Here is a 25,948-nt window from a genome sequence, read left to right as displayed (position 1 = left end):
CGGGAACGGCTCTCAGTTTTCGATACAACGCGCTCGCTTACGCCGAACCGGTATCCACTTCGGCGGCGAGCGCTCGAGACCGCCCGACCGTCTCATCCGCCCGACCTGGTCTTGAGCAGCAGGATATCGATATCCCGCTTCGGAACGTAGTCCCTCGCGATCATCTCGAAGGTCGTCGGGCCGGTCTTCTTCACCTCGGCACCGCAGAACGAGACCAGGGTCGCGGGATCGCCCTTGTCCACGACCAGCTTGAACACGCCGATCGGGCCGGCCCAGTCGCCCCCGGAGGTGATCACGTGGGAGAGGGATCGCTCGTAGGCCTGGAACGCCCGGCTGCCGTCGGCACTCGCCCGCCGGTACAGGGCCTGGGCCACCCGCTCGAAGGTCGGGTCCGTGCAATATCGGATCGCGTAGTGCGCCTTCTGCGCCGGGTCGAGGGTCGGCGCGCCGTAGGACAGGCTCGCGAGACCCCCGAGGCTCGGAACGTAGCTCTGGCGGATCGCGATCTCGCGCCCGGCCGGGAAGACCTGCCGGCGCCAGAACTTCGATTTCAGCGTCCAGAGCGGGGCGTCCGCGATCGTCCCGTCCTTGTGCTCCTGCCGCTCCAGGATCCCGGCAGCGATCAGGTCGCGGCGCTGGCGCTCGCCGAGCCGGCGCAGGGCCGCTTCCGTCGCCGCGGTGGTCGGCACGAGCGGGATCCCCAGTGCCTTGAGCTCGGCGGTGATCTCCACGGGCGGTGTGGCGCTCCGCATCAGGAAGGCCCGCTGCTCGACCTGCGCTTCGACCGGCTCGCCATCGACCGCGGCCTGGAGCTTCAGGAAGTTGTCGTGGGCCGGATCGGGAATCGAGACCAGCATCTCGGAGTCGCCGGTGATGTCGGGCATCGGGAACGTGATCGTGGTCTCGATGTCGGCATCGGTCTGGTTCCGGAACCGATAGTCGATCCGCACGGCCTGCTCCGAAAGGTACAGCTCCTCCGCGGCCAGGGCGATCCTGTCGGTCTTCCCCACGACAAGCCCCCCGGCGACGAGCGCGGCGGCGCGGTCGTCGGCCCGGACCGGAAGGGACGCCGCCGCCAGGATGGCGAGGGCCAGCGACAAGGTACGCATCGACATCAACGCTCACGGGTTCGAGAATCGGATACGGACCGGGATCGTCCACGCCGGCCGTTACACGGCGCCGGTGCTGACGGCCAAGCTGCGACGGCGGAAGCGCGCGTCGGCGACTCGCGCCCGGACGCGTTTCGACGCGCCCGGTGACCGCCCGACCCGCATATCCGCGCCGTACCCCAAGAGTCGGAAACGATTCCGCTTCGCGTCCGTTGTGCGAGAGCTTTCATGCGTCTACAACGATGGCGTGACGGTGCCCCGGTGACTGGGTGAAAAGGGAATGCGGTGAGGGGTGCGAACCTCGAATCCGCGGCTGCCCCCGCAACTGTGAGCGGCGAGCGTCTGCCAGTAGGCCACCGGAGCGATCCGGGAAGGCGGCAGGCGCGCCGAGCCGCGAGCCAGGAGACCTGCCGTCACGACGAGATCCCGCAATGCCGCCGGTGGGGCGGCTGGAGACATGTTGATGACCACCTCGACCCTCGCCCCCGTCGCCACCGGCACCCGCGCCGGAGAGCGCCCGGTCGCCGTCGCGCTCGCGGCCTTCCTGGGCCTCGGCCTGCTGTTCATGGCGGGCTTCTCGCCGGCGATCGCGCTGCACAACGCCGCGCACGATTTTCGGCACACCCAGAACTTCCCCTGTCACTGACGCCCCTGGCGCAGGGATGATCATCCGGCTTCTGTCGGCGGCCCTGGCCGCCGGCTTCCTCGCGGCCGTCGTCGTGACGGGCCTCGAGTTGACGCTGACCTCACCGCTGATCGTGGCGGCCGAGCGCTACGAGACCAAGCAGACGCATCAGGCCGACCGGGGCCTTCCGGTCGTGCTGGCGCATGCCGGGCACGATCACGCTACCCCCGACGCCGCGCCCGAGTGGCAGCCCGCTGAGGGCCTGCCCCGGATGGCCTTCACGGCTCTGGCAACGCTCATGGGCGGGGTCGGCTATGCCCTCCTGCTCGGCGCGGCGATCCTGGCCTGCGGCCGTGAGCCGACGCGTCAGGTCGGTGTGGCGTTCGCGATCGCGGGCTTTGCCAGCGTCGCCCTGGCCCCGGGCCTGGGATTGCCGCCGGAATTGCCGGGCAGCGAGGCGGCACCGCTCGCCGCCCGACAGGCGTGGTGGGTCATGACCGCCGCCGCCACCGGGATGGGCTTGTACCTGATCACGATCCGGCGCTCACTGATCGCGATCCTGGGCGGGCTCGTGCTGATCGTGGCACCGCACGTCGCCGGCGCGCCGCTGGCTTCGGAGGTGTCCTCGGAGCTTCCCGCAGCGCTCGCGGCGCAGTTCGCGGCGCGTTCGCTGGCGATCAGCTTCGTCTTCTGGATGCTGATCGGCCTCGGCTTCGGCTGGGCCTGGCAGGCTCTCGGCCACGGAAGCGCGCGCGGGACGGCCCATGCCTGAGGCCGTCCTCCCCGAGACCGTCCTCTACGTCTGCACGACCTGCCGCCGCCCGGGCGACGATCCGGACGGGCCCCGAGCCGGCACGCGCCTGCTCGATGCCCTGCACGCGTGCAACACGGCCGGGCAGTTGCGGATCGAGGGCGTCGAGTGCCTGTCGGTGTGCAAGCGGCCCTGTTCAGTGGCGGTCGCATCCGGGAACCGCTGGACCTACGTCTACGGCGACATGGACCCGGCCGAGTCGGCAACCACCATCCTGGACGGACTCGCGGCCTACGTGGCGACGCCGGACGGCATCGTGCCCTGGCGGGAACGCCCCGCCGCATTCAAGACCGGCGTGATCGCCCGCATCCCGCCCTTTCCCGATCCCCGCCCGCGTCCGGCCGGCACCTTGGAGGCTGCGGAATGACCATCGTGACCAAGATTCCCTGCACCATCGTCACCGGCTTCCTTGGGGCCGGCAAGACGACGCTGGTCCGCCACGTCATCGAGAACGCCAAGGGCCGCCGCCTGGCGATCCTGGTCAACGAGTTCGGCGATGTCGGCTTCGACAAGTCGTTCCTGGCCGCCTGCGGCGTCGAGGGCTGCACCGAGGATTCCATCGTCGAGCTGCCGAACGGCTGCATCTGCTGCACGGTCGCCGACGACTTCGTGCCGGCGCTCGAGAGCCTGCTCGGTCGCGCTGAGCCGCCGGAGCACATCCTGATCGAAACCTCCGGCCTCGCCCTGCCGAAGCCGCTGGTCCAGGCGTTCCAGTGGCCGGCGATCCGCTCGCGGGTCACCGTTGACGGCGTCGTCGCCGTGGTGGACGGGCCGGCCGTGGCGGCGGGTGCCTTCGCGGAGGATCCCGAAGCTCTGGCCGCCCAGCGCGCCGCCGACACGGCGGTCGATCACGACAACCCGCTGGAAGAAGTGTTCGAAGACCAGCTCCTCTGCGCCGACCTCGTCGTGCTCAACAAGTCCGACCTGCTCGACGCCGAGACCCGCGCCCGGGTTCGTGCCGAGGTCGAGGCGCAGCTGCCCCGCGCCGTGAAGGTGGTGGAGACCGAGAACGGCGCAATCGACCCGCTGGTGCTGCTCGGGCTCGGCGCCGCGGCCGAGGACGACCTCGACGCCCGCCCCTCGCATCACGGAGACGGCGAGGACCACGACCACGACGACTTCGAGACCGTGGCCCTGCCGATCCGCCCAGCCGTCACCGCCGGCGACCTCGCGGCCCGCGTCGAGAAGGCCGCCGAGGCCGCGGGCGTGCTGCGGATCAAGGGCTTCGCCGAGGTCGAGGGCAAGGCCATGCGCCTCGTGGTGCAGGGCGTCGGCCGGCGCGTCGCTCACCATTTCGACCGGCCCTGGCGGGCGGGCGAGAACCGGGACGGGCGCCTTGTGGTGATCGGCCTGAAGGGCTTCGACCAGGGCGCCGTCGCCGCGGCGCTCGCGGGATGATCGCGATCGCGCGCGCTCCCTCGTTGAGACGCTGCGCGCACGCCCGATCCGGCGTGGCCTAGGAGGCGCGCCATGCATCTCGTCCGCATCGATACGGTCTCCCTCGACGAGGGCGAGGCGGCGGTGGATCTCGGGCAGGAGCCCGGCGACCTCGTCGTTCTCTCGTTCACCGACAGCGACCTCGCGGGCATCGGCCAGGCCCATGCCGGCGAGCCCGGGCTGCCGAGCCTGCGGCTCGCCAAGCTCGCCAAGCTCCGCCACCCGATGTCGGTGGACCTCTACGTCGAGCGCGTCGTCGCCCGCGCGAAGCTCGTTGTGATCCGCTGCCTCGGCGGGCTGGATTACTGGCGCTACGGCATCGAGCGCTGTGCCGCCGCGGCACGGGCGCACGGCGTCGTGCTGGCGGTGCTGCCGGGCGACGACCGGCCGGACCCACGGCTCGCCGGCTTCTCCACCGATCCGGACCTCGCCGAACAGCTCGACGGATATTTTCGCGCCGGCGGCCCGGAGAACCTGCGGCGGATGCTGCGCCTGCTGGCCGTCCGGATCGGTGCGGGCGGCGTGGTCGAGCCGCCTCAGCCGCTGCCACGAGGGTTTCCCTGGTGCCCCGGCTGCGGCGCGCTGCCTCTGACCATCGCCATCGCGGCAGCCGAGACGGCGGTTCCGCTGGCCGACGTGCGGACCGGCACGGCACCCCTGGTCTTGCTGCTGGTCTACCGCTCCGCGGTGCTGGGCGGCGATACCGCGCCGTTCGTCACCCTGGTCGCGTCGCTGCGCGCCCGCGGCATCGGCGTGCTGCCGATGGCGGTGTCGAGCCTCAAGGAGCCGGAGGCGGCCCGGGCGGTGGCCGAGGCCGTGCGCGCCCGCAAGCCGGATCTGGTGATCGCCGCCACCGCCTTCTCGGCGCGGGAGGACGGGATCGACTTCGTCCTCGATGGCGCCGATTGCCCGGTGCTCCAGGCCTACACGGTCGGCTCGCCCCAGGCGGCCTGGGAGGCTTCGGCCCGCGGCCTCGGCGCCGCCGACCTCGCCATGCAGGTCGCCCTGCCGGAATTCGATGGCCGGCTTTCCGGTTTCTCGATCTCGTTCAAGGAAGAAGCCGCCGAGGTCGCCGGCTTCGCCGAGCGCCGGGCGGTTCCGTATCCGGCCGGCATCGAAGCCCTGGCCGAACGGGCGGCGGGCTGGCTGCGTCTCGCCGCCCTCCCCCGGGCCGAGCGACGGGTGGCCGTCGTGCTGTCCGACTATCCCGCCCGCGGCGGCCGGGCCGGCTTCGCGGTCGGCCTCGACACCCCCGAGAGCGCCCGCGCGATTTTTTCCGATCTTGCCGGGTCGGGTTACGCGACCGGCCTGCCGCCCGAACCAGCCGTGCTGATGCAGGCGCTTACCGAGGGCGAGACCGGCTTCGTGGTCCCGCTGGCGGATTATGGCGCTTGGCTCGCCGGATTGCCGGCAGGAATGCGTGACGCGCTGACCGCGGCCTGGGGCGAGCCGGCCGCCGACCCGGTGTGTCGCGATGATCTTTTCCGGTTCCGGATGGTCACAGTCGATGCCGCTGCACGTCGGCCAGCGTCACACGGCGGTCCGGGCAGCCTCGAAGAGAAGCAGCTTTCGCACGCCTTACCGGAGGAGTCGTGGGTCCCCTCTCTGGTGCGGGAGAGGGACAGGGTGAGGGATGCGCCTCGTCCGGAAAGACCTGATCCCTCACCCCAACCCTCTCCCGAACGGGAGAGGGGGCACGTGGCGTTACCCGCGGGCCGCGATGTGACTGCCAAAGCTGTTGCGGCTGGTGCGGGTAAACTTGCGCTCTTCCTTCAGCCGGACCGCGGTCGCGACCCCGACCGCAAGTCCGGCTACCACGATCCCGAGCGCGTCCCGACCCACGCCTACCTGGCGTTCCACCTCGGGCTCCGGCAGCATTTCGATGCGCTGGTACAGCTCGGGACCCACGGCACCACCGAGTGGCTGCCCGGCAAGGCGGTGGCACTGTCGCCCGGCTGCTTCCCGGCGCTCTGCGTCGGCGGATTGCCAGTCATTTACCCGTTCATCGTGGACGATCCGGGCGAGGCCGCGCCGCTCAAACGCCGGCTGGGCGGGATCGCGCTCGGCCATCTCACCCCCGATACGGAGGTGCACGCCCTGTCACCGGAGGCCGCGCGCCTGCGCGAGTTGGTGGAGGAATATTCGTCCGCCAACGTGCTCGATCCGCGCCGGGCCGGGCTGATCGCCACCGCGATCCTGGAGGATGCGGAGGCCGCCGGACTGCTGGCGGGTGCCGGGATCGGGCCGGACACGCCCATGGACGAAGCGCTCACCCGCCTCGACGCCCATCTCTGTGACCTCGGCGAGACCACGTTCCGCGACGGGCTGCACGTGTTCGGCCGTGCCCCCGACAATGCTCCGGAGCCGGTCCTGGCGAGCGCCGCCGGCGAGCGCGCGGGCCTTCTGGCGGCCCTGGACGGCCGCTTCGTGCCGCCGGGCCCCGCGGGCTCGCCGTCCCGCGGCCGCGCCGACGTGCTGCCCACCGGGCGCAACCTCGCGACGCTCGACCCGCGGGCGATCCCGAGCCGTGCCGCCGCCCTGCTGGGCGAGAAGGCCGCCGCCTCCGTGGTGACCCGCTATCTCCAGGACGAGGGCGAGTACCCGGCCCGGATCGTCATGGATCTCTGGGCGTCGCCGACCCTGCGCACCGGGGGCGAGGACGTCGCCCACGCCCTGGCGCTGATGGGCGTCCGGCCGGTCTGGGACCACGCCAGCACACGGGTCACCGGCTTCGAGGTGCTGCCGCTGGCGATGCTCGACCGGCCGCGCATCGACGTGACGGTGCGCGTCTCCGGCGCCTTCCGCGACACCTTCCCGGATACGCTGGCGCTGCTCGACCGTGCCGCCCGCGCAGTGGCCGAACGGGACGAGGAGGATTTCGAGAATCCCCTGGCTGCAGCGCGCCGCCGTGGTGAGACGACCGCCCGGGTCTACGGCGCGGCACCGGGTCGCTACGGCGCCGCCACGGCCGCCACCGCCCTCGACGGCGCGTGGGACGTCCGGGCCGATCTTGGACGGGCTTACCTCGCAGCCAGCAGCCACGCCTACGGCGACCGCGAGGGGCCGGACGCGGAATTCGGCGCCCGGGTCGCGGCGGCGGACGCCTATCTTCACGCCTTCGACGTGGCCGAACGCGACCTGTTCGACGGCGACGCCGCGGTGGACGCGATGGGCGGGTTCGCCGCCGCCGCCACGCTCCAGGGCGCCAGCCCCACCTTGTACAGCCTCGACGTCTCCGTTCCCGAGCGTCCGAAGGCCCGCACCGCCCGGGAGGATGCCGCCCGGCTGATCGGCGGGCGCCTGGCGGACGCCCGCTGGATCGCGGGCCAGCTCCGCCACGGCTACCGCGGCGCGCAGGAATTGGCTCAGGGCCTCGACGCCGTGTTCGTGCTGGCCGCGGCGAGCGACGCCGTGACCGATGCCGGCTTCGACCGCCTCTACGCGGCCTGGATCGCCGATCCCGACGTGTTCGACCGCCTGCGCGCCGCCAACCCGGCCGCGACCCGAGCGATCCTGGAGCGGTTCGACGAGGCCCGCGACCGTGGCCTGTGGCACAGCCGGCGCAACGCGCTGCCGGCCGACGCGCTGATGCCGGAGGCGGCCGAATGACTGTCTCCACCCATCGCCGGGTGCTCCCCGAGGCTCCGGCGCGCCGGGGCTGGTGCCCGGGGCTCAGCCGCCCGATGCCCACCGGCGACGGCCTGCTCGCCCGGGTGCATCCCCCCCTCGGGATCCTGACCTTGGCGCAAGCGCACGCCGTCGCCGAGGGCGCGCGCCGCTTCGGCAACGGCCATCTCGACCTCACCGCCCGGGCCAACCTCCAGATCCGCGGCGTCTCCGACGCGACGCGCACGCCGCTCGCCCGGCTACTGGAAGCCGCCGGGCTCGGCGACGCGCGTAGCGATGGCGGCCCGCAGCGGCTGACGCTGACAAGCCCCCTCGCCGGCCGCGATCCGACCGAAACGTTCGATGTGCCGGCCCTCGCGCGTGCGGTGGAGGCGGCGGGGCTCGCCGTGCCGGGGCTGCCGGCCAAGACGCTGGTGGTGGTCGAAGGGCGCCTGGGTGCGGAGCTGCCGGAGGCCGACGCGTACCTGTTCTCACATATATCCGGGGACATCGGGATCGCGGTCGCCGGAGGTCAGGGCTTTCACGATCTCGCCACCTGCGCTGCGGAGGAGGCGCCGGCCGCGATAGCGGCACTGCTGCAGGCCTTCGCCCGGACCGGATTGCGGCGAATGCGCGATCTGTCGCCCGATGACTTCAGCGCACTGGACAATGCCGTTCGGGTCGAAATCCAGACGCAGGTGCCCTCTCCCGTGCGGGAGGGGGGGCACCGTGGCGTCTCCCGATGGGCAGTGCCCTTCTCGCCGCGGGTCGGTGTCGAATGGTTGGCGCCAAGGCAGCGCATCCTCACGGTGGATGCGCCGTTCGGTCGCTGCACGGCCGATGCCCTCGACCAACTCGTGGGCCTTGCCGCCCGCCTCGGCGCCGAGGAGATCCGCCTGTCCCCGGCCCGCGGCTTCGTGTTGCTGCCGCTTCAGGATCCGTCCGCCGCAGATCTGACGGCTCTGGCCCGCAACTTCATCATCGCCCCCGATGATCCGCGGCGCAGCGTCGCCGCCTGTACGGGCGCGCCGGCCTGCGCCTCCGGATCGACGCCGACGCTCGTGGATGCCGCGCGTCTCGCGACGATGTTCGCGCCCCTCGGCCTGGAGGGGCGCGCGGCCCACGTCTCCGGCTGCGCCAAGGGCTGCGCCCGGCCCGGCCCCGCCGACCTGACCCTCGTCGGAAGAGGTGGCCTCTACGGCACCGTCATCGGCGGCGCGCCCGGCGATGAGCCGGCGATGCACCTCCCTATCGAGGCGGTGCTGGAGCGGTTAGGAAGGGCCAAGACCGTCGGGCTCGCCGCCGCCTTCGCGCCGGGGAACACCGTGACGGATTTCGGGAGGAACGAGAGACCGGCATGAGCGCGAGCCAGAATGCCCTGCGCCAGGCAGGTTCGGAGCCGGAGACGGCCTCCCGCTACGACTATATCCGCGACGGTGCGGCGATCTACGCGCGCTCCTTCGCGATGATCCGGGCCGAGGCCGACCTCGCGCGCTGGTCGGGAGCGGCCGAGCGCGTCGTCGTCCGGATGATCCATGCCTGCGGCATGACCGACCTCCCCGTGGACGTTGAGATGTCGGATGGGTTCGCCGAGGCCGGGGTCGCGGCGCTCCAGGCCGGAGCCCCGATCCTGTGCGATGTCCGGATGGTCGCCGACGGCGTCACCCGGGCACGGCTGCCTGCCAAGAACGCGGTGATCTGCACGCTGGGCGATCCGCGGGTGCCGGATCTCGCCGCGAGCCTGGGCACCACCCGCTCGGCCGCCGCCATGGAGCTGTGGCGGGAGCACCTGCCGGGCAGCATCGTCGCGGTCGGCAATGCGCCCACCGCGCTGTTCCGCCTGCTCGAGCTGCTGGACGCCGGCGTGCCGCCACCGGCCGCCGTGATCGGCATCCCGGTGGGCTTCGTCGGCGCCGCCGAATCGAAGGACGCTCTGGCCCGGGACGGACGCGTCCCGTTCGTGGTCGTCCACGGCCGGCGTGGCGGCAGCGCCATGACCGCGGCGGCGGTCAACGCACTCGCCAGCGAGGTCGAGTGATGGACGGGTTCGAGCGCGTCGAAGCCCCCGTCGAGGAGATTCCCGCAACGGCCGTGACCGGCACCCTCTACGGGGTCGGCATGGGCCCGGGCGACCCGGAACTGCTCACCGTGAAGGCGCAGCGCATCCTGATGCGCGCGCCCGTGCTGGTGCATTTCTGCAAGCGCGGCCGGCGTGGCAACGCCCGTACCATCGCGGACGCGATCCTGCGCGACCCCGCCCGGGAGATGCCGCTGGCCTATCCCTACACCACCGAGATCCACCCGGAGCATCCGGATTACGTGGCGGCGCTGGCCGCCTTCTACGACGACGCGGCCGGCCAACTCGCCGACCATCTCGGCGCCGGGCGCGACGTGGCGATCCTGTCGGAGGGCGACCCGTTCTTCTACGGCTCGTTCATGCACCTGTGGCGGCGCCTCAAGGACCGCTTCCCCGTGGAGGTGGTGCCGGGCGTCACCGGCATGTCAGGCTGCTGGACCCGGGCCGGCACGCCGATCACCTGGGGCGACGACATCCTCACGGTCCTGCCGGCCACACTGCCGCTGGACGCGCTCACCGAGCGCCTGCGCGGCACAGACGCCGCCGTGGTGATGAAACTCGGTCGGCATTTGCCAAAGGTGCGCGCGGCGCTCACCGCCGCCGGGCTGCTGGGCCGGGCCGTCTATGTCGAGCGCGGCACCATGGCGGGCGAGCGCGTGGTGATGCTCGCAGACAAGGCCGACGACGACGCGCCCTACTTTTCGATGGTCCTCCTGCCCGGCGAGGGGCGTCGGCCGTGAGAGCCGGACACGATCCGCGGCTCTGGCCAGTCATGCAGCGCAGCCTTACACTTTGTAGGTTGGAGGATGCATCATGACGACCTTGACGGTGACCGACCAGGGTCCGGTCACGTTCCGGAAGGACATCCTGAAGCATCTCGGAATTCAGCCCGGCGACAAGATCAGGCTGGAGCTGCTGCCCGATGGCCGGGCCGAACTGAAGGCCGATCGGCCGCGCGGCTCCTGGCGGCAGCTTCACGGGATCCTCAAGGGCAAGGGTAACGGCGCGCGTTGCTCGATCGAGGAGATCGACGAGGCCATCGCCGAGGCGGGGGCGGCCGCCGCTATGGCCGGTCTGGACCGGCCGTGAAGCTCACGCCTGATACAAACGTTCTGCTGCGCCTGGTCGTGGACGACGATGAAGCGCAGGCGCGCGCTGCGTTGGACCTAATGGAACGGGCCAGCCAGGTCGCGATCAGCCTTCACACGCTGTGCGAACTGGTTCGGGTTCTCCGCAGCCGATACGCGATGCCACGTGCTGAGATCGCGACTGCGATCCGCGGCCTGATCGAGGCCGACAACGTGGTAGCGAACCGACCGGGGGTCGAGGCGGGTCTGACGCTTCTCGAAGCCGGCGGTGACTTCGCCGACGGAGTTATCACCTTCGAGGGGCGGTGGTTGGGAAGCGAGGCTTTCGCGTCCTTCGATAAACGGCCCGTCAAGCTCCTTGGTGAGCAGGGCTTCGCCGCCCTGGTGCTGACATCGCAGGCAGACGCACGTTGAACCAGGGTGTGAGCGGCAGCGTCACGGTGGTCGGCCTCGGCCCCGGGGATCCCGGGTTGCTGACAGAGTCCGCACGCCGGGCCCTCGACGCCGCGCAGGACCTGATCGGCTACTTCCCCTACGTGGCGCGCGTGCCCGAGCGGCCGGACCTGGTGCGTCACGCCAGCGACAACCGCGTCGAGGTCGACCGCGCCCGCCATGCCCTGCAGCTCGCCGCCTCCGGCCGGCGGGTGGCGGTGGTGTCCGGCGGCGATCCGGGCGTCTTCGCCATGGCCTCGGCCGTCTTCGAGGCGGTGGAGTACGGCGAGCCCGGCTGGCGGGACCTGACCATCACGGTGGAGCCGGGGATCACCGCGATGTTGGCCGCCGCCGCCCGGCTCGGCGCGCCGCTCGGCGGCGACTTCTGCGCCCTGTCGCTCTCGGACAACCTGAAGCCCTGGCCGGTGGTGACGGCCCGGCTGGACGCGGTGCTGCGGGCCGACTTCGTGATCGCGCTCTACAACCCGATCTCGGCGGCCCGGCCCTGGCAGCTCGGCGCCGCCCTCGATCTCGCCGCCGGGATCCGGGCGCCCGAAACGCCGGTGATGTTCGCCCGCGCGATCAGCCGGCCGGACGAAGCGATCCGGGTCTCGACGCTCGCCGAAGCGCATGCCGTACCGGCCGACATGGCCACGATGGTGATCCTCGGCGCCTCCACCACGCGGCTGATCCCACGGTCCGGCGGCGTGCCGTTCGTCTACACCTCGCGCAAGGTCGCGGGCACGGCATGAACGCCGGTCTCGAGCCAGCACAGAGCGCCCGCGGCGTCGGCGACGCTCGGTACGTCGGGCTTCTCCGGCCGGCGCACCATGACCACCGGGATCGCGAGGCTGCGCGCCGCGGCGATCTTGCCGTAGGTCGCCGCACCGCCGGAATTCTTGCTGACCAGGATCTCGGTGCCGGTGGCGTGCATCAGCGCGGCCTCGGCCGCCGCGTCGAACGGGCCCCGCGCCTCGATGGCGGTGAGGTCCGGAACTGGCAGAACCGACCCGAGCGGCTCGACGCTCCGGGCCAGATAGCTGTGCTGCGGCGCCACCGCGAAGGCGCCGGCCTCCTGGCGGCCGATCGTCAGGAACACGCGCCGGGGCGCCTGCCCCAGGGCTGCGACCGCCTGCTCCATGGTCGCCACCTCGGTCCAGAGGTCGCCGGCCGCGCGGCGCCACCCCGGCCGGCGGATCGCCAGCAGCGGCACCCCCGCAGTCTCCGCGGCGGCGGCGGCGTTGGCCGAGATGGTCGCTGCGAACGGGTGCGTCGCGTCGATCAGGCGATCGATACCCTCCGCACGCAGATAGTCGCCGAGACCCGCGGCGCCGCCGAACCCGCCGATCCGGGTCGGCACCGGCTCGGCCTTCGGGGCCGCGGTCCGGCCGGCCAGCGACAGCATCACGGCGTACTCGCCCCGTCCGGCCAGGGCCCGGGCCAGGGCGCTGGCCTCCCCGGTGCCGCCGAGGATCAGGATTCGCATCGCGCCGCGGTTCATGGGGGTCTTGTCCATGAGCGCTGATCCCCTGTCGAGCCACCGCTGGCTATCGATCGTCGGCATCGGCGAGGATGGACGCTCGGGCCTCGCGCCGGCGGCCGCTGCCGCGCTCGATGGCGCACAGGTCGTCTACGGAGGCCGCCGCCACCTCGCCCTCGCCGCCCCCCTCGACGCCGAGACCCGGACCTGGCCGAGACCGATCCACGACGCCTACCCGGAGATTTTGGCCCGGCGCGGGCGGCCGACCTGCATCCTCGCCACCGGCGACCCATTCCATTACGGCATCGGCGCCGAGATCGCCCGGCTGGTGCCGCCCGCCGAGATTCGTACCTTCCCTCAGCCCTCGGCCTTCAGCCTCGCCTGCGTGCGGCTCGGTTGGCCGCTGGCCGAATGTGGTCTCGTGACGCTGCACGGGCGGGCGCTGGCCCGGATCGTGCCGCACATCCAGCCCGGCGCCCGCCTCCTGGTCCTGTCCTGGGACGGCAGCACGCCGTCCGCGCTGGCGACGCTGCTCGCCGAGCGCGGCTTCGGCGCCTCGATCATCACTGTGTTGGAGGCGATGGGCGGCCCGCGCGAGCGGGTCCGCTCCGGCCGGGCCGATGGCTTCGACCTCGAAACGATCGACCCGCTCAACACCGTGGCCATCGCGGTCGCCGGCGCGGGACAGGCCCTGCCGCTGGCGCCCGGCCTCGACGACGGGCTGTTCGAGAATGACGGGCAGCTGACCAAGGCCGAGATCCGGGCGTTGACGCTGGCGGCCCTGCGCCCGCATCCGGGCCAGCATCTCTGGGATGTCGGGGCCGGGGCGGGATCCATCGCGATCGAGTGGATGCTGCGCCATCCGAGCCTGCGCGCCACCGCCATCGAGGCTCGGCCGGACCGGGCCCAGCGGATTCTCCGGAATGCTCAGGCCCTCGGGGTTCCGGACCTGTCGGTGGTCACCGGCGCGGCCCCGGCAGCCCTCGCGGGCTTGGCCGCCCCGGACGCGATCTTCATCGGCGGCGGCGTTTCCGAGGCCGGGGTTCTGGCAGATACGCTCGCGTCTCTACGGCCGGGCGGGCGCTGCGTGGCCAACGCGGTTACGCTCCAGGGCGAGGCGGCGCTGCTTGCGGCCTTCGCCCAGCATGGCGGAAGCCTGCGGCGGTTCTCGGTCGATCGGGCGAGCCCGGTCGGGGGGATGCATGGCTGGCGGCCCGCGATGCCGGTGACCCAATGGGCGTGGACCAAGCCATGACCGACCCGCTCGTAGCCGGGATCGGGTTCCGGCGCGGCACAGGCGCCGACGAAATCGCCGCGCTGATTACCCGCGCCCTCGGTGCCGTCGGTGCCGCCCGGACCGATCTGACGGCCGTCGCCACGGCGTCCGACAGGGCTGCGGACCCGTCCATCTGCACGGCGGCGGCGGCGTTCGGCCTCTCCCCTCTGCCCATCGAGGCCGCGGCCCTGGAAGCCTGCGACCCGGAAGTGGTCACGCGCTCGGCCCGGATCGAACGCTTGCGCGGCGTCGGCTCGCTGGCCGAGGCGGCCGCCCTGGCGGCGGCGGGTCCCGAGAGCCGCCTCGCCCTTCCCCGCATCGCCAGCGCCGGCGCAACCTGCGCCCTCGCGATCCCGCACAACACCGCTCGGCACCCATGACCGTCCACTTCATCGGCGCCGGACCGGGCGCCGCCGACCTGATCACGGTGCGCGGGCGCGATCGCATCGCGGCCTGCCCGGTCTGCCTCTACGCTGGATCGCTGGTGGCGCCCGAGATCTTGGGCTGGTGCCCGCCGGGCGCCCGCATCGTCGACACCGCACCCCTCGATCTCGACGCGATCATGGCCGAGATCGAGACCGCGGAGGCGAACGGGCACGACGTGGCGCGGCTGCATTCGGGCGACCTCTCGATCTGGAGCGCGCTCGCCGAGCAGATGCGCCGGCTCGATCGACTCGGCATCGCCTACACGGTGACGCCGGGCGTCCCGGCCTTCGCGGCCGCAGCCGCGATGCTGCGCCGGGAGCTGACGGTGCCGGGCGTCTCGCAATCGGTCGTGCTGACCCGCACCTCGGGCCGGGCGAGCGCGATGCCGGAGCGCGAGACGCTGGCCGCCTTCGCGGCGACCGGGGCGACGCTGGCAGTGCATCTCTCGATCCACGTGATGGAGAAAGTCGCGGCCGAGTTGATTCCATTCTACGGCGCATCCTGCCCGGCGGCGGCGGTGTTCCGCGCTTCCTGGCCGGACGAGCGGGCGCTGGTCGGCGACCTCGCCGGGCTCCCCGCCCTCGTGGCGGAGGCCGGTCTTGAACGCACCGCCCTGATCCTCGTCGGGCCGGCACTCGGCGCGGCCGACTTCCGGGAGAGCGCGCTCTACGCCCCCGACTACGACCGACGCTACAGACCGGGCGGTACCGTGGGAGGCGCGGCATGAGCGCCCCCGGACTGCTGGTCGCGGCCCCGCGCTCGAGCTCGGGCAAGACCACCGTCACCCTCGCGCTGATGCGGGCGCTGACCCGGCGGGGCCTGCGGGTGCGCGGCGCCAAATGCGGGCCGGACTACATCGACCCCGCCTTCCACCGGGCGGCGACCGGCCAGCCGAGCTTCAACCTCGACAGCTTCGCCATGGCGCCCGGGCTCCTCGACGCGCTGGCGGGCGAGACGGCGGCGCAGGCCGACATCGTGGTCGCCGAGGGCTCGATGGGCCTGTTCGACGGCGTCCGGGCCGCGGAGAACCGGACCGGGGCGAACGCCGACATCGCGGCCCGCTACGGCTGGCCCGTGGTGCTGGTGATCGACGTCTCCGGCGCTGCGCAATCGGCCGCCGCCGTGGCGCTCGGCTGTACGCTCTACGACCCGCGGATCCGGATCGCCGGGGTGATCCTCAACAAGGTCGCGAGCGCCCGCCACCGCCGGCTGGTCGAGGCCGGCATGGAACGTGCCGGCCTCCCGGTGCTCGGCGCCCTGATGCGCGATGCCGAGCTGGTCTTGCCCGAGCGCCATCTCGGCCTCGTCCAGGCGGGCGAGACCGCCGACCTGGAGGCGCGGCTCGACCGCCTCGCCGACCTGGCGGAAGCGGGTATCGACCTCGATGCCGTGATCGCCTGCGCCGGCGGCAGCGCTCCGTCGTCGGTCGGCGTGCTGCCGCAACCACCCGGGCAGCGGATCGCGGTGGCCCGGGACGCGGCGTTCAGCTTCCTCTACCCGCACCTCGAAGTCGGATGGCGGCTGGCCGGGGCCGAGATCGTCCCGTTCTCGCCCCTTTCCGACGAAGCACCGCCGGATTCGTGCGACACCTGCTGGCTGCCGGGGGGATATCCGGAGCTGCATGCCGGGCAACTCGCTGCCGCGACCCGCTTCCTCGACGGCCTGCGCGCCTTCGCGACGACACGGCCGGTCCACGGGGAGTGCGGCGGCTACATGGTGTTGGGTCGGACACTCGAGGATGCGGATGGCACCACCCACGCCATGGCGGGGCTGCTGCCGGTCGCCACCTCGTACCGCAAGCGCAAGCTGCATCTCGGCTATCGCGTCGCCCGCCTCAGCAGCGACGGTCCGCTGGGCCGCCGGGGCACCCGGGTCGTGGGCCACGAGTTCCACTATGCCAGCGAGCTGTCACCGTCCGCCGCGGAGGCGGATGCCCTCGCCCGCGTCACCGATGCGGAAGGCACGGATCAGGGCTTGGCCGGGCATCGGGTCGGCCTAGCGGGCGGAAGCTTCTTCCACCTGATCGCGGCCGAGGAGGTCTGAGCGTCGATCGGCGTGCGGGTGCCGGATCGGCGGGGCCGAAACGCGATCCATTCGATCACGCCGCGCGTGCGGAACCGCCCCGGTGGAAACCGTTCAGACCGGATCGGCTGAGGGCGGTGCGGTGCGGTGCGGGCCTGCGCCAGCCGCGCGGCGCTCCGGACCAGCGCGAGGACGTCGCGGCGCATCTGCTCGTCCTCGATCAACGCGTAGGCGCGCAGCAGCTCGATCGCCCCGTGGGCGCTGAGGAAGCCGAACACGTCCTCCTGGGCGTTCTCGCGGGGCTCGCTCTCCTCGAAGAAGGCCGACACCGGCACCTCGAGCAGGCGCGCGATCTCGCGCAGCCGGCCCGCACCGACCCGGTTCTGGCCCTTCTCGTATTTCTGGACCTGCTGGAACGTGACGCCGACGGCGTTGCCGAGCGCGGTCTGGCTGAGGCCGCGGGCCTTCCGCAACGCGGTGATGCGAATACCGACCAGTCGATCGACGTCGGTGGTCTGCTTCGGCATGATCTGACTGGTCACGTCCTTGTCCGCGCTTTGAACAGCGTCCCCTTGCGGATCCGGTGTTCCCGCCTCGCCATCGCGCCGCTTCACCGTCCGACCCTCGATCTCATAACGCGCCTATACCTAACGTGCGGTGTCGCACGCTAGAGCAGCAACCGAATGCATTGCAAACGGCAACGGCTCTAAGCCCTTATTGTCACTTGCTCCCGTTTGCCGAACAAAATTTCGCGTCGACCGTGAGCGCTATAGCAATCGGCCTACACCCCGACTGCGACACAATATGGACCGTCCGGCAATTGGACACCAAGTTGTTAAGCTCCGCAAGTCTAAGCATACATCTTGTGGTTTAACCCGACGTATCTTCGAAACATTGTTGCTGAAATGTCGATCAGATAAGTCTGCGCAGTGCTTCGCGCGCGCCGCGTCGCCGCAGCAGGGCTCGCCCGGACCGGCTTCGGGGCCTAAATTCAGCCTCTCAACGGAGAACAGCATGTTTATCGCGATGAATCGCTTCAAGGTCGTTAAGGATGCGACCGAGGACTTCGAGGCCGTCTGGCTCGGGCGTGACAGCCATCTCGGCGAGATGGAGGGCTTCGTCGAGTTCCACCTGTTGCGTGGGCCGGAGCAGGAGGATCACGTCCTCTACGCCTCGCACACCGTCTGGCGCTCGCGCGCCGAGTTCGAGGCCTGGACGCGCTCCGAGCAGTTCCGCAAGGCGCACAGCCGGGCCCCGTCGACCAAGCCGCTTTATCTCGGGCACCCGCAATTCGAGGGCTTCGAGATGGTGCAGACCGTCGGCGGCGCCGAATCCGCGAAGCAGGCCGCCACCGCCTGACGCTGCTAACACCGCCTTCATGACCCGCCGCCGGACCAAAACCTGGTCCGGCGGCGGGACGACGTAAGGTTGGGCGACCCCGTCGACGGCCGCGCGCAGGCACCGCGCCGCCCCTGTGTCCGGGATACCGCGAGACTCGGCCAAGCTTCTTAGTCCGCCAAAATTCAACCGTTCAGCAACGTCCCGGCATTACCACGCAACTGCTGGTATCAAGCCGTCGAACGGTCGCGCACTGCATGTCTCCGTATTCTGGTGACTCAGCATTTACCATGTATTGCCGACCGCCAGACGTTCGCCTAAATGGGCGGCCACTCCGAAGCGGCCGGACTACCGGATTTCGCGGCTCACCCCTTGCTCCGTCATCGGCAGATGCCGGCGCTGAAATCTTTCGTGTTTCAGACCGGGACAAAGTCCGATCAAACCGGGACGTGGCAAGCAACATGTTTCACGAGCGGGTTCCGGAGACTTTCCAGCCCCTGCCGACCTCGGCCGAACGCCGTCGCAGCGTGTGGTCGGCGCTCCTGCCACGCCGCGGTCGCGCGTTCGCGCGGATCGCGATGTCGTCGTCGCTCGCCGTGGCCGAGATCGGGGCGATCGTCGCCGTCATCCTGGCCGTGGAATTCGGCTACCAGATCGCTTTCGCGGGCGACAGCGTGTGGGTGACGGCCTTCCGCGGGCTGCGCCTGGCCGCGCTGCTCAGCGCCATCATCGTCTCGTCGAACGTCCTGCGCGAGGATTACAGCCTCGACGGCATCATGGCGCAGAAGCTGAACGTCCAGCGCATCGCCTCGCTCTGGCTGGTCGCCTGGGCGGCGGTGCTGGTCGTCGGCTTCCTGACCAAGACGACCAACGACTATTCGCGTATCGTCTCGATCACAGCGTTCCTGCTCGGCCTGCCCGCTCTGCTGCTGACCCGCACCGTGGCGACCCGCCTGGTCCGCCGGAGCCTGACGGCGGGATCGGCCTCGGCCAGCCGCGTCCACCTCGTGGGCTACGAGGAAGACATCGCCCGGTTCTACGCCAGCCACGAGGCCGAGCAGCTCGGGTCCCGGATCGTCGGCACCAGCTACCTGCGCCGGGTCGATCCGGGCGCCGACACCGTGTCGCGGCACGACCAGCTCCAGGAGGATCTCGACCTCGCCGTGTCGGTGGTCCGGTTCCTGCGCCCGGACGACGTGTTCGTGCTGGTGCCGTGGACCGACACCGCCGAGGTGGAGCGCTGCATCGACGCGTTCCTGCGGGTGCCGTCCGCGCTGCACCTGCGGCCAGGCAGCGTCCTCGACCGATTCCCCGACATGCAGGTCGCCCGGGTCGGCGGCGTCTCCGGCATCAATATCGGTCGCCGGCCGCTCAACGTCACCGAGATCCTGCTCAAGCGCGCCCTCGACCTCACGGTGGCGGCGATCGCCCTGGTGTCGCTGTCGCCGCTGCTCGCGGCCATCGCCGTGGCGATCAAGCTCGACAGCCCGGGCCCGGTCTTCTTCCGCCAGAAGCGCTACGGCTTCAACCAGCAGCCCTTCGGTGTGTTCAAGTTCCGGTCGATGCGGGCGGATGCCAACGCGGTGTTCAAGCAGGCGACCCGCAACGACAGCCGCATCACCCAGGTCGGCGCGATCCTGCGGCGGACCAATCTCGACGAGCTGCCGCAGCTCCTGAACGTCCTCAAGGGCGAGATGTCGCTGGTCGGCCCGCGCCCCCACGCCCTGGCGCATGACCGCAGCTTCGAGCGTCGGATCGCGCTCTACGCGAGGCGGCACAACGTGCGCCCTGGCATCACCGGCTGGGCCCAGGTCAACGGCTATCGCGGCGAGACCCTGACCGACCTCGACATGGAACGCCGCGTCGCCTGCGACCTGCACTACATCGACAACTGGTCGATCTGGTTCGATCTCCAGATCATGGTCCAGACCATCGTCTCGCGCCGTGCCTACAAGAACGCGCGCTGAGCGACCCGGGGCGCACCTCAGGATTCCTGCGCACGCTCCCGGCAGGCCCCGCAATCACCCTCGACTTCCAGGATGCTGTGGGCCGGCGTGAAGCCCGCCCGCTTCAAGGTGCGGCCGAGACCGTCCTCCAATTCCTCGGACGAAGCTTCGTCGACGCCGCCGCAGGTGCGGCAGATCAGGAACACGACCCCCTCCCCCGGGGCATGCCCGTGGGCGCAGGGGATGAACGCGTTGCGGCTGGCGATCCGGTGGACCAGGCCCTGCTGCATGAGGAAGTCCAAGGCGCGGTAGACCGAGACCGGCGCCACGCGCTTGCCCGGCGCGCTGAGCTTCTCGGCGATGTCGTAGGCACCCTGGGCCTTCCCGGCCTCCGCCACCGCTTCCATCACCTCGCGGCGCAGCGGCGTGAATTGCAGACCGCGCTCGCGACAGACGGCTTCCGCCCGCGCGAGCATGTCGCCGACGCCCGCCTGGCACGCGTCGTGACCCTCGTGACGGTGCATGATCGCTCCAACCCCGAAACCGCCGGTTGTCCGGCGGGTTTGTTACAGTGTATCACCGCGGCCCCGGAACGCACCAGTAGCCCGACCGGTCCCCGCGCCGGCCCGAGCGCGCGACGAGGACGTCTTGCCCCCGATTTCCAGCCCACGCCAAGCGGTTCCGCGATCTCTGTTCCGCAGCGGCATCGGCCCGCGCCTCGCACTGGCGGTGGCGCTGTCGGCCCTGGTCTGGCTGGCGATCGCCTGGGCGCTCTCCGCATGAGCGACCGTCCCGCGATGCAGGATGCGATCCACCTGGTCGGCCTGACCCTGGGCTACGATCGGCATCCGGCAATCCACCACCTGTCGGGAACCGTGCGCGCCGGTGACCTGCTGGCGCTGGTCGGGCCGAACGGGGCCGGCAAGTCGACGCTGCTCAAGGGGATGGCCGGCGAGATCCGCTGCCTCGAAGGGCATATCGATCGCTCCGGCGCCCTCGCCTACCTGCCCCAGGCCGACGAGATCGACCGAAGCTTTCCGCTGAGCGTGATGGACCTCGCCGGCATGGGTCTTTGGCGGAAGGCCGGATCCTGGCGCAGCCTTGGCCGGCGTCGGCCGGAGATCGGGGCGGCCCTCGATGCGGTCGGGCTCGGCGGCTTCGAGGCGCGCCCGATCAGCACCCTTTCGGGCGGGCAATTCCGGCGGGCCCTGTTCGCCCGCCTGATCCTGCAGGATTGCCCGGTGATGCTCCTCGACGAGCCGTTCACCGGCATCGACAACCGCACGGTCGACGACCTGCTGGCGCTGATCCGGATCTGGCACGGCCAGGGGCGCACCGTCGTCGCCGCCCTGCACGACCTGACCCAGGTGCGCGAGCATTTCCCGACCACGCTCCTGCTGGCTCGGGAAGCCGTGGCCTGGGGGCCGACCGCCCGGGTTCTGACGCCGGAGAACCTGGCGCGGGCGCGCAACCTCTCCGAAGCCTGGGACGAGGACGCCCCGGTCTGCGTCGGGCCCCGGACAGCCGACGCGCGCGGGCATGATCACGGATCGCACGGCCCGGACGCCCACGACCATCATCACGAGGACGCGGCGTGATCGATCCGTTCGGACCGCTGCTGGCACCCTTCGTGGAGTTCGGCTTCATGCGCCGGGCGCTGGCGGGCTGCCTCGCACTGTCGGTCTCGGCGCCGCCGGTCGGGGTCTTCCTGACCCTGCGCCGGATGAGTCTGATGAGCGACGCGATGAGCCACGCGATCCTGCCGGGTGCCGCGGCCGGCTTCCTGGTCGCCGGCCTTTCGCTGCCGGCCATGACGCTCGGCGGGCTGGTCGCCGGTCTGGCGGTGGCGCTGCTCGCCGGCGCGGTCACCCGGGCCACGGTGGTGCGCGAGGATTCGAACCTCGCGGCCTTCTACCTGATCTCGCTGGCCGGCGGCGTGCTGCTGGTGTCCTTACGCGGCTCGCAGATCGACCTGATGCACTTCCTGTTCGGCTCGGTGCTGGCCCTAGACGACGCCGCGCTGATCCTGCTCGGCGGCATCAGCACGCTGACCCTGGTGGTGCTCGCCGCGATCTACCGGCCGCTGGTGATGGAATGCGTCGATCCGCTGTTCCTGCGCACGGTGAGCCGCAGCGGCGGCCCGGTGCATCTCGCCTTCCTGGCGCTGGTGGTGGTGAACCTCGTGGGCGGCTTCCAGGCGCTCGGGACCCTGCTGGCGGTCGGGCTGATGCTGCTGCCGGCCGTGGCGGCCCGGTTCTGGGCGCGCGACCTCGGCGGCCTGATCCCGGTCTCGATGCTGATCGCCGCGGTGGCGAGCGTGACCGGGCTCAGCCTGTCCTACCAGCTCGACTTGCCGAGCGGCCCGGCCATCGTGCTCGCCGCCGGCGCGCTCTACATCGTCTCGATGCTCGCCGGCCCGCGCGGCGGCCTGCTCCGTCGCCTCGTCCGGCCGCGGCACCTGGAAGCCTGATCAGGCCTCGTCCTTCAAGGCAGCAAGCCCTTCGCGATAGGTCGGGTAGGCCAGCGCGACGCCGAGTTCGTCCCGGATCAGCCGGTTCCGCACGCGCTTGTTCTCGCCGTAGAAGCTGCGCGCCATCGGAGACAGGTCGGCGGTCTCGAAGTCGATCTCCGGCGGCAGCGGCAAGCCGGCGAGCACGGCGGCGTGCTCGGTCACGGTCTGCGGCGGCGTCGGCTCGTCGTCGGTGACGTTGTAGACCGCCCCCGGCCTCGGACGGTCGAGCGAGGCCAGCAGGGTCGTCGCGATGTCGTCGACATGGATGCGGTTGAAGACCTGGCCCGCCTTCACGATGCGCTGCGACCGACCCTCGCGCAGCTTAACGATCGGGTTGCGCCCCGGGCCGTAGATACCCGACAGCCGGAACACCTGCACGGCCTTGCCGGTCCGGGCGCCGAGATCGAACCAGGCCGCCTCGGCCTCGAGCCGGATCCGGGAGCGGGCGCTGCGCGGCGCGGCCGGCGTGGTCTCGTCGATCCAGGCGCCGCCCTGGTCGCCGTAGACGCCGATGGTCGAGAGGTAGCCGATCCAGCCGACCCGGCTCGCCGCGATCGCGTCCGCATAGCGCCGCAGCACCGGGTCGCCCCGCTCGGACGGCGGCGCCGAGACGAGGAGCGCATCGGTGTCGGCGAGATCATCGGCGATGTGGGGATCGTCGGCTTCCGGCCCGAAGGCCCGCATCGTGAAGCCGGTCTCGGCGGCGATGCGCGCGGCACTCGCCGGGTCGGTGACGGTGGCCCGCACCGTCTGGAAGCGGTCGCGCGCCCGCTCGGCGAAACGCCGGCCTGTGAAGCCGAGCCCGAAGATGAAGAGGTTCATGGCGGGGATGTCTCGCCGGCCCGGACTTCCGTCAAGGCGGTGACGGCACTCCACTCGTCGCGAACGTGCGAATCCGTCTCGGCGGCTTCGTGCTGCCGGCGCAGTGCCTGGACGGTGGCTGGCTCCAGCAGGCGACCGCAGGCCCACACCGCCATGCCGCGCACCAGCGGCGAGTCGTCTGCGAGCCGCGCGATCGCCGCATCCGCGAGGTCGGGATCCCCGGAATTGCCGACCGCGATCATGACGTTGCGAAGAAACCGGTCCCGGCCGGTGCGCTTCACCGGCGTGCCGGCGAAGAGTTTCCGGAACGACGCATCATCCAATCCGGCAAGATCCACCAGCGCCGGAGCCGCGAGGTCCGCCCGGGCGGCCAGGCGGGCATCGGCCGCGGTCCGGGCGAACTTGTTCCAGGGGCAGACCGCCAGGCAATCGTCGCAGCCGAACACGCGGTTGCCGATCGCCGTCCGGAACTCCGCCGCGATCGGCCCGGCATGCTCGATGGTCAGGTATGAGATGCAGCGCCGCGCATCGAGCCGGTACGGAGCCGGGAAGGCATCGGTCGGGCAGATGTCGAGGCAGGCCCGGCAGGAGCCGCAATGGCCGCGCCCGGGCTCGTCGGCCTCGAACTCGGCGCTGGTGTAGATCGCCCCCAGCAGCAGCCAGTTGCCGTGCTCCCGGGAGAGCAGCACCGTGTGCTTGCCCTGCCAGCCGAGACCGGCGGCCTCAGCCAGGGCTTTCTCCATGACCGGGGCGGTGTCGCAGAAGACCTTCACCCGGACGTCGCCCTTGGCGGACAGGTAGCCGCCGAGTTCCTTCAGGCGGCCTTTCAAAACGTCGTGATAGTCCCGGCGGCGGGCATAGGCCGCGATCGCGCCGCGCTCCTTCATGGCCACGAGGTCGAGCGGATCGTCGTCCGGGCGGTAGCTCATGGCGAAGACCAGGATGCTGCGCAGGCCCGGCCAGAGGCCGACCGGGCTCGCGCGCTGGTCGGCGCGTTCCGCCATCCAGTCCATGGTGCCGTGGGCGCCTTCCTCCAGCCAGGACGACAGGCGCGCGGGCAGGTCCGGGAGCCGGTCGGGCCGCGTGACCCGCATCCCGCAGAAGCCGAGATGGCGCGCCCGCCCCTCGACGAGGCGGCGCAGGTCGGCACCGTGATAGGTCCGTCGTGCGCTCAGAAATCCAGATCCGCGTAATGGGCCGCCGGCGGCATGCCGGCCACCCGGTCGGCGAGCAGCCCCCGGAACGAGGGCCGCGACTTGACCCGAGCATACCAGTTGCGGGCCATCTCGTCCTCGTCCCACGGCACGTCGCCGAGATAGTCGGCGCACGAGAGATGGGCGGCCGCCGCCAGGTCGGCATAGGTCAGGTTGTCGCCCGCGAGCCAGCGCCGGCGCGCGATGAGATAGCCGATATACTTGAGGTGGTAGCGCACGTTGGTGCGCGCCGCCCGGATCGCGTTCATGTCCGGCGGGCCGCCGCCCTCGTGCGCCGACATGAAGCGCTTCGAGATCTTCTCGTTGACCAGGTAGCCGGTGACCTCGGAATCGAATTTGATCAGGAACCAGTCCAGCAGACGCCGGACCTCGACGCGCTCCACCGTGTCGTCCGGCAACATGCGGCGGCCGGAAAGCCCGAGGCCCCTCGTCTCGTCCAGGTATTCGGCGATCACTCCGGCACCCGGCACGACGAGACCGGTCTGCTCCAGCAGCACGGGCGTGGAGCCCGCCGGATTGATCAGCAGAAAATCGTCCCGGCGCTCCCAGGGGCGCTCCTCGAACAGCGTCGGTTCCAGGCCCATCTCGGCGAGCACGAGACGGATGAACCGGGAGTTCGCGCAGAAGGGGAAGTGGTAGAGGGTCGCCATTGAGGCCGTGAGGACTGCTCGGTCAGACGGCGCGGACAGTCCCGCGCCGGTCGTCGGCCCCGGCGCGTGGGATTTCGGCGCGCAGGACTTCAGAGCGAGCGTTATTGCTCGATCGTTGCCGAGCCCTTAACACGCGCGGCCCGCTCCGGTAACCGCTCGTCAACCCTGATGGGCGAAGCCTCCGGGCACATTCTTTGGACGGTTCGCGACGCGCCTGGTTCGGGCCGGCGTGCGCCCGCGGCGCGAGGCTCGACAATGGATCCGGTAAGCATCGGGAAGGCGGTCCTTCTCGCTCTGGTCGAGGGCGCGACGGAGTTCATCCCGGTCTCGTCCACCGGTCACCAGCTCCTGGTCGGCCACTTCATCGGCTTCCACTCCCCCAACAACACCTTCGAGGTGCTGATCCAGCTCGGGGCGATCCTGGCGATCCTGACGGTGTATTTCCGCCGCCTGGTCGGCATCGCCACCGCACTCCCGACCAACCCGCAGGCTCGCCGCTTCGTGATCGGCATCCTGGTGGCGTTCCTGCCGGCCGCGATCATCGGCGGCCTCTTCTCGAAGGTGATCAAGGCCTACCTGTTCAACCCGTGGATCGTGTGCGCGACGCTGGTGGCCGGCGGCCTGGTGCTGCTCGTCCTCGACGACACCGACCTCGAGGTGAAGAAGACCGACGTCTACGACTTCTCCCTGCCGATGGACCTGAAGATCGGCATCTTCCAGTGCCTGGCCATGATCCCGGGCGTGTCGCGCTCGGGCGCGACCATCGTGGGCGCGATGCTGATGGGCGCCGACAAGCGCTCGGCCACCGAGTTCTCGTTCTACCTGGCGATGCCGACCATGGCCGGCGCCTTCGCCAAGGACCTGTTCGACAACTACAAATTCCTCTCGCGCGACGATGTCGGCCTGATCGTGATCGGCTTCATCGTGTCGTTCGTCTCGGCCCTGTTCGTGGTCCGCGTGCTGCTCGACTACGTGTCCCGCCATGGGTTCCGGCTGTTCGCCTGGTGGCGGATCATCGTCGGCGCCCTGGGCTTCGCCGGGTTGATCATCCTCGGATAACAATCCTCGTCCAACGGG

27 protein-coding genes, 1 pseudogene and 1 riboswitch are annotated in these 25,948 nt (G+C 71.1%); of the genes and pseudogenes, 21 read left to right on the top strand and 7 right to left on the bottom strand.

The genetic code is table 11. The features are described from left to right. Positions 1-92: 92 nt before the first annotated feature. A complete protein-coding gene (locus MFF40_RS00445) occupies positions 93-1,109 on the bottom strand; it encodes a DUF4424 domain-containing protein (protein ID WP_238259346.1) in 1,017 nt (338 codons plus the stop codon). Between the two features lie 234 nt (positions 1,110-1,343). Then, a riboswitch (cobalamin riboswitch) is annotated at positions 1,344-1,538 on the top strand. Positions 1,539-1,572: 34 nt separating this feature from the next. On the opposite strand from MFF40_RS00445, the gene MFF40_RS00440 reads away from it, so the two are divergent. The 11 genes from MFF40_RS00440 (at position 1,573) to cobJ (ending at position 11,937) form a co-directional block, all read left to right on the top strand. Then, entirely contained in the window at positions 1,573-1,755 is a 183-nt protein-coding gene (locus MFF40_RS00440; protein WP_147854404.1) for a CbtB domain-containing protein, read from the top strand. Between the two features lie 16 nt (positions 1,756-1,771). After that, positions 1,772-2,506 carry a CbtA family protein gene (locus MFF40_RS00435; protein WP_147896926.1) on the top strand — a complete coding sequence of 245 codons (735 nt, stop codon included), beginning with the start codon at positions 1,772-1,774 and terminating at the stop codon, positions 2,504-2,506. Further along, positions 2,499-2,912 carry a DUF1636 domain-containing protein gene (locus MFF40_RS00430; RefSeq protein WP_147896925.1) on the top strand — a complete coding sequence of 138 codons (414 nt, stop codon included), beginning with the start codon at positions 2,499-2,501 and terminating at the stop codon, positions 2,910-2,912. Before MFF40_RS00435 ends, MFF40_RS00430 begins: the two co-directional genes overlap by 8 nt. Further along, positions 2,909-3,943, top strand: coding sequence for a cobalamin biosynthesis protein CobW (cobW, locus tag MFF40_RS00425; RefSeq protein ID WP_147896924.1), 1,035 nt, complete (start codon positions 2,909-2,911; stop codon positions 3,941-3,943). The genes MFF40_RS00430 and cobW overlap by 4 nt, the downstream gene beginning before the upstream one ends. Positions 3,944-4,015: 72 nt before the next feature. After that, positions 4,016-7,591 (top strand): cobaltochelatase subunit CobN, encoded by a 3,576-nt coding sequence (gene cobN / locus MFF40_RS00420; protein WP_238259344.1) that lies wholly within the window; start codon positions 4,016-4,018, stop codon positions 7,589-7,591. Continuing rightward, the gene (cobG, locus tag MFF40_RS00415) at positions 7,588-8,949 is read left to right on the top strand and encodes a precorrin-3B synthase (protein WP_147896922.1); all 1,362 of its coding nucleotides are present in this window, start codon (positions 7,588-7,590) and stop codon (positions 8,947-8,949) included. The genes cobN and cobG overlap by 4 nt, the downstream gene beginning before the upstream one ends. Continuing rightward, entirely contained in the window at positions 8,946-9,626 is a 681-nt protein-coding gene (locus MFF40_RS00410; protein WP_147896921.1) for a precorrin-8X methylmutase, read from the top strand. Before cobG ends, MFF40_RS00410 begins: the two co-directional genes overlap by 4 nt. Further along, entirely contained in the window at positions 9,626-10,405 is a 780-nt protein-coding gene (locus tag MFF40_RS00405; RefSeq protein ID WP_147856049.1) for a precorrin-2 C(20)-methyltransferase, read from the top strand. Before MFF40_RS00410 ends, MFF40_RS00405 begins: the two co-directional genes overlap by 1 nt. A gap of 73 nt (positions 10,406-10,478) precedes the next feature. Further along, positions 10,479-10,754: an AbrB/MazE/SpoVT family DNA-binding domain-containing protein gene (locus MFF40_RS00400; RefSeq protein WP_147896920.1), complete on the top strand. Its 276-nt coding sequence runs from the start codon at positions 10,479-10,481 to the stop codon at positions 10,752-10,754. After that, positions 10,751-11,167: a type II toxin-antitoxin system VapC family toxin gene (locus MFF40_RS00395; protein WP_147896919.1), complete on the top strand. Its 417-nt coding sequence runs from the start codon at positions 10,751-10,753 to the stop codon at positions 11,165-11,167. The genes MFF40_RS00400 and MFF40_RS00395 overlap by 4 nt, the downstream gene beginning before the upstream one ends. A gap of 8 nt (positions 11,168-11,175) precedes the next feature. Further along, positions 11,176-11,937: a precorrin-3B C(17)-methyltransferase gene (gene cobJ, locus MFF40_RS00390; RefSeq protein WP_147896936.1), complete on the top strand. Its 762-nt coding sequence runs from the start codon at positions 11,176-11,178 to the stop codon at positions 11,935-11,937. Here cobJ and MFF40_RS00385 read toward each other — a convergent pair. Beyond that, positions 11,904-12,701: a cobalt-precorrin-6A reductase gene (locus MFF40_RS00385; RefSeq protein ID WP_238259342.1), complete on the bottom strand. Its 798-nt coding sequence runs from the start codon at positions 12,699-12,701 to the stop codon at positions 11,904-11,906. The genes cobJ and MFF40_RS00385 overlap by 34 nt on opposite strands. Between MFF40_RS00385 and cbiE the strand changes: the two genes are divergently transcribed. The 4 genes from cbiE to MFF40_RS00365 are packed head-to-tail and all read left to right on the top strand — an operon-like array spanning position 12,700 to position 16,410. After that, complete coding sequence (gene cbiE, locus MFF40_RS00380) at positions 12,700-13,920, top strand: precorrin-6y C5,15-methyltransferase (decarboxylating) subunit CbiE (protein WP_147896918.1); 1,221 nt, start codon at positions 12,700-12,702, stop codon at positions 13,918-13,920. The two genes, MFF40_RS00385 and cbiE, sit on opposite strands and share 2 nt — an antisense overlap. Beyond that, entirely contained in the window at positions 13,917-14,321 is a 405-nt protein-coding gene (locus MFF40_RS00375; RefSeq protein WP_238259341.1) for a cobalamin biosynthesis protein, read from the top strand. The genes cbiE and MFF40_RS00375 overlap by 4 nt, the downstream gene beginning before the upstream one ends. Continuing rightward, positions 14,318-15,094, top strand: a complete 777-nt coding sequence (gene cobM, locus MFF40_RS00370) for a precorrin-4 C(11)-methyltransferase (RefSeq protein ID WP_147896916.1) — start codon at positions 14,318-14,320, stop codon at positions 15,092-15,094. Before MFF40_RS00375 ends, cobM begins: the two co-directional genes overlap by 4 nt. Then, entirely contained in the window at positions 15,091-16,410 is a 1,320-nt protein-coding gene (locus MFF40_RS00365) for a cobyrinic acid a,c-diamide synthase CobB (protein WP_147896915.1), read from the top strand. Before cobM ends, MFF40_RS00365 begins: the two co-directional genes overlap by 4 nt. Before the next feature lie 128 nt (positions 16,411-16,538). On the opposite strand, the pseudogene MFF40_RS00360 reads toward MFF40_RS00365, so the two are convergent. Then, a pseudogene (locus MFF40_RS00360) lies at positions 16,539-16,919 on the bottom strand (helix-turn-helix domain-containing protein); the annotation flags it as partial. Positions 16,920-17,403: 484 nt separating this feature from the next. Here MFF40_RS00360 and hmuQ point away from each other — a divergent pair. Together hmuQ and MFF40_RS00350 are read left to right on the top strand one after the other, a co-directional pair. Continuing rightward, positions 17,404-17,748 carry a heme-degrading protein HmuQ gene (gene hmuQ, locus MFF40_RS00355; protein WP_147854303.1) on the top strand — a complete coding sequence of 115 codons (345 nt, stop codon included), beginning with the start codon at positions 17,404-17,406 and terminating at the stop codon, positions 17,746-17,748. Between the two features lie 440 nt (positions 17,749-18,188). After that, positions 18,189-19,694, top strand: coding sequence for an undecaprenyl-phosphate glucose phosphotransferase (locus tag MFF40_RS00350; protein ID WP_147854302.1), 1,506 nt, complete (start codon positions 18,189-18,191; stop codon positions 19,692-19,694). A gap of 17 nt (positions 19,695-19,711) precedes the next feature. Here MFF40_RS00350 and MFF40_RS00345 read toward each other — a convergent pair whose 3' ends face one another. Continuing rightward, positions 19,712-20,197: a transcriptional repressor gene (locus tag MFF40_RS00345; protein WP_147854301.1), complete on the bottom strand. Its 486-nt coding sequence runs from the start codon at positions 20,195-20,197 to the stop codon at positions 19,712-19,714. A gap of 124 nt (positions 20,198-20,321) precedes the next feature. On the opposite strand from MFF40_RS00345, the gene MFF40_RS28765 reads away from it, so the two are divergent. From MFF40_RS28765 to MFF40_RS00335, 3 genes are read left to right on the top strand one after another with little or no spacing between them, the layout of a single operon-like run. Beyond that, positions 20,322-20,456, top strand: coding sequence for a hypothetical protein (locus tag MFF40_RS28765; protein ID WP_281406482.1), 135 nt, complete (start codon positions 20,322-20,324; stop codon positions 20,454-20,456). After that, positions 20,453-21,271 carry a metal ABC transporter ATP-binding protein gene (locus MFF40_RS00340; RefSeq protein ID WP_147896914.1) on the top strand — a complete coding sequence of 273 codons (819 nt, stop codon included), beginning with the start codon at positions 20,453-20,455 and terminating at the stop codon, positions 21,269-21,271. The genes MFF40_RS28765 and MFF40_RS00340 overlap by 4 nt, the downstream gene beginning before the upstream one ends. 47 nt (positions 21,272-21,318) lie before the next feature. Further along, positions 21,319-22,143, top strand: coding sequence for a metal ABC transporter permease (locus tag MFF40_RS00335; protein ID WP_147896934.1), 825 nt, complete (start codon positions 21,319-21,321; stop codon positions 22,141-22,143). Here the strand turns inward: MFF40_RS00335 and MFF40_RS00330 are convergent, their stop codons facing one another. The 3 genes from MFF40_RS00330 to MFF40_RS00320 are packed head-to-tail and all read right to left on the bottom strand — an operon-like array spanning position 22,144 to position 24,871. Beyond that, the gene (locus MFF40_RS00330; RefSeq protein WP_147854299.1) at positions 22,144-23,007 is read right to left on the bottom strand and encodes an SDR family oxidoreductase; all 864 of its coding nucleotides are present in this window, start codon (positions 23,005-23,007) and stop codon (positions 22,144-22,146) included. Then, a complete protein-coding gene (queG, locus tag MFF40_RS00325) occupies positions 23,004-24,149 on the bottom strand; it encodes a tRNA epoxyqueuosine(34) reductase QueG (protein ID WP_283206082.1) in 1,146 nt (381 codons plus the stop codon). Before queG ends, MFF40_RS00330 begins: the two co-directional genes overlap by 4 nt. 29 nt (positions 24,150-24,178) lie before the next feature. Beyond that, positions 24,179-24,871 carry a glutathione S-transferase family protein gene (locus MFF40_RS00320; protein WP_007561448.1) on the bottom strand — a complete coding sequence of 231 codons (693 nt, stop codon included), beginning with the start codon at positions 24,869-24,871 and terminating at the stop codon, positions 24,179-24,181. A 255-nt stretch (positions 24,872-25,126) separates the two neighbouring features. Here MFF40_RS00320 and MFF40_RS00315 point away from each other — a divergent pair, with 255 nt between their 5' ends. After that, positions 25,127-25,930: an undecaprenyl-diphosphate phosphatase gene (locus MFF40_RS00315; protein WP_147854298.1), complete on the top strand. Its 804-nt coding sequence runs from the start codon at positions 25,127-25,129 to the stop codon at positions 25,928-25,930. Positions 25,931-25,948: the final 18 nt, after the last annotated feature.

This window comes from Methylobacterium mesophilicum (genome assembly GCF_022179445.1).
Taxonomy (GTDB): domain Bacteria; phylum Pseudomonadota; class Alphaproteobacteria; order Rhizobiales; family Beijerinckiaceae; genus Methylobacterium; species Methylobacterium mesophilicum.
Note: the sequence above shows the minus strand (reverse complement) of the source record. Positions and strands in the feature narration are given on the sequence as shown.

Bases quoted from the DNA above. Each gene is read 5' to 3' on its own strand.
- MFF40_RS00345 (WP_147854301.1), bottom strand. From the start codon at position 20,197: ATGCACCGTCACGAGGGTCACGACGCGTGCCAGGCGGGCGTCGGCGAC.
- MFF40_RS00430 (WP_147896925.1), top strand. From the start codon at position 2,499: ATGCCTGAGGCCGTCCTCCCCGAGACCGTCCTCTACGTCTGCACGACC.
- MFF40_RS00400 (WP_147896920.1), top strand. From the start codon at position 10,479: ATGACGACCTTGACGGTGACCGACCAGGGTCCGGTCACGTTCCGGAAG.
- MFF40_RS00440 (WP_147854404.1), top strand. From the start codon at position 1,573: ATGACCACCTCGACCCTCGCCCCCGTCGCCACCGGCACCCGCGCCGGA.
- MFF40_RS00375 (WP_238259341.1), top strand. From the start codon at position 13,917: ATGACCGACCCGCTCGTAGCCGGGATCGGGTTCCGGCGCGGCACAGGC.
- cbiE (WP_147896918.1), top strand. From the start codon at position 12,700: ATGAGCGCTGATCCCCTGTCGAGCCACCGCTGGCTATCGATCGTCGGC.
- hmuQ (WP_147854303.1), top strand. From the start codon at position 17,404: ATGTTTATCGCGATGAATCGCTTCAAGGTCGTTAAGGATGCGACCGAG.
- MFF40_RS00385 (WP_238259342.1), bottom strand. From the start codon at position 12,701: ATGGACAAGACCCCCATGAACCGCGGCGCGATGCGAATCCTGATCCTC.
- MFF40_RS00410 (WP_147896921.1), top strand. From the start codon at position 8,946: ATGAGCGCGAGCCAGAATGCCCTGCGCCAGGCAGGTTCGGAGCCGGAG.
- MFF40_RS00405 (WP_147856049.1), top strand. From the start codon at position 9,626: ATGGACGGGTTCGAGCGCGTCGAAGCCCCCGTCGAGGAGATTCCCGCA.
- MFF40_RS00335 (WP_147896934.1), top strand. From the start codon at position 21,319: ATGCGCCGGGCGCTGGCGGGCTGCCTCGCACTGTCGGTCTCGGCGCCG.
- cobM (WP_147896916.1), top strand. From the start codon at position 14,318: ATGACCGTCCACTTCATCGGCGCCGGACCGGGCGCCGCCGACCTGATC.
- cobN (WP_238259344.1), top strand. From the start codon at position 4,016: ATGCATCTCGTCCGCATCGATACGGTCTCCCTCGACGAGGGCGAGGCG.
- MFF40_RS00320 (WP_007561448.1), bottom strand. From the start codon at position 24,871: ATGGCGACCCTCTACCACTTCCCCTTCTGCGCGAACTCCCGGTTCATC.
- cobG (WP_147896922.1), top strand. From the start codon at position 7,588: ATGACTGTCTCCACCCATCGCCGGGTGCTCCCCGAGGCTCCGGCGCGC.
- MFF40_RS00330 (WP_147854299.1), bottom strand. From the start codon at position 23,007: ATGAACCTCTTCATCTTCGGGCTCGGCTTCACAGGCCGGCGTTTCGCC.
- MFF40_RS00340 (WP_147896914.1), top strand. From the start codon at position 20,453: ATGAGCGACCGTCCCGCGATGCAGGATGCGATCCACCTGGTCGGCCTG.
- MFF40_RS00365 (WP_147896915.1), top strand. From the start codon at position 15,091: ATGAGCGCCCCCGGACTGCTGGTCGCGGCCCCGCGCTCGAGCTCGGGC.
- MFF40_RS00445 (WP_238259346.1), bottom strand. From the start codon at position 1,109: ATGCGTACCTTGTCGCTGGCCCTCGCCATCCTGGCGGCGGCGTCCCTT.
- MFF40_RS00435 (WP_147896926.1), top strand. From the start codon at position 1,772: ATGATCATCCGGCTTCTGTCGGCGGCCCTGGCCGCCGGCTTCCTCGCG.
- cobW (WP_147896924.1), top strand. From the start codon at position 2,909: ATGACCATCGTGACCAAGATTCCCTGCACCATCGTCACCGGCTTCCTT.
- MFF40_RS00315 (WP_147854298.1), top strand. From the start codon at position 25,127: ATGGATCCGGTAAGCATCGGGAAGGCGGTCCTTCTCGCTCTGGTCGAG.
- MFF40_RS00350 (WP_147854302.1), top strand. From the start codon at position 18,189: ATGTTTCACGAGCGGGTTCCGGAGACTTTCCAGCCCCTGCCGACCTCG.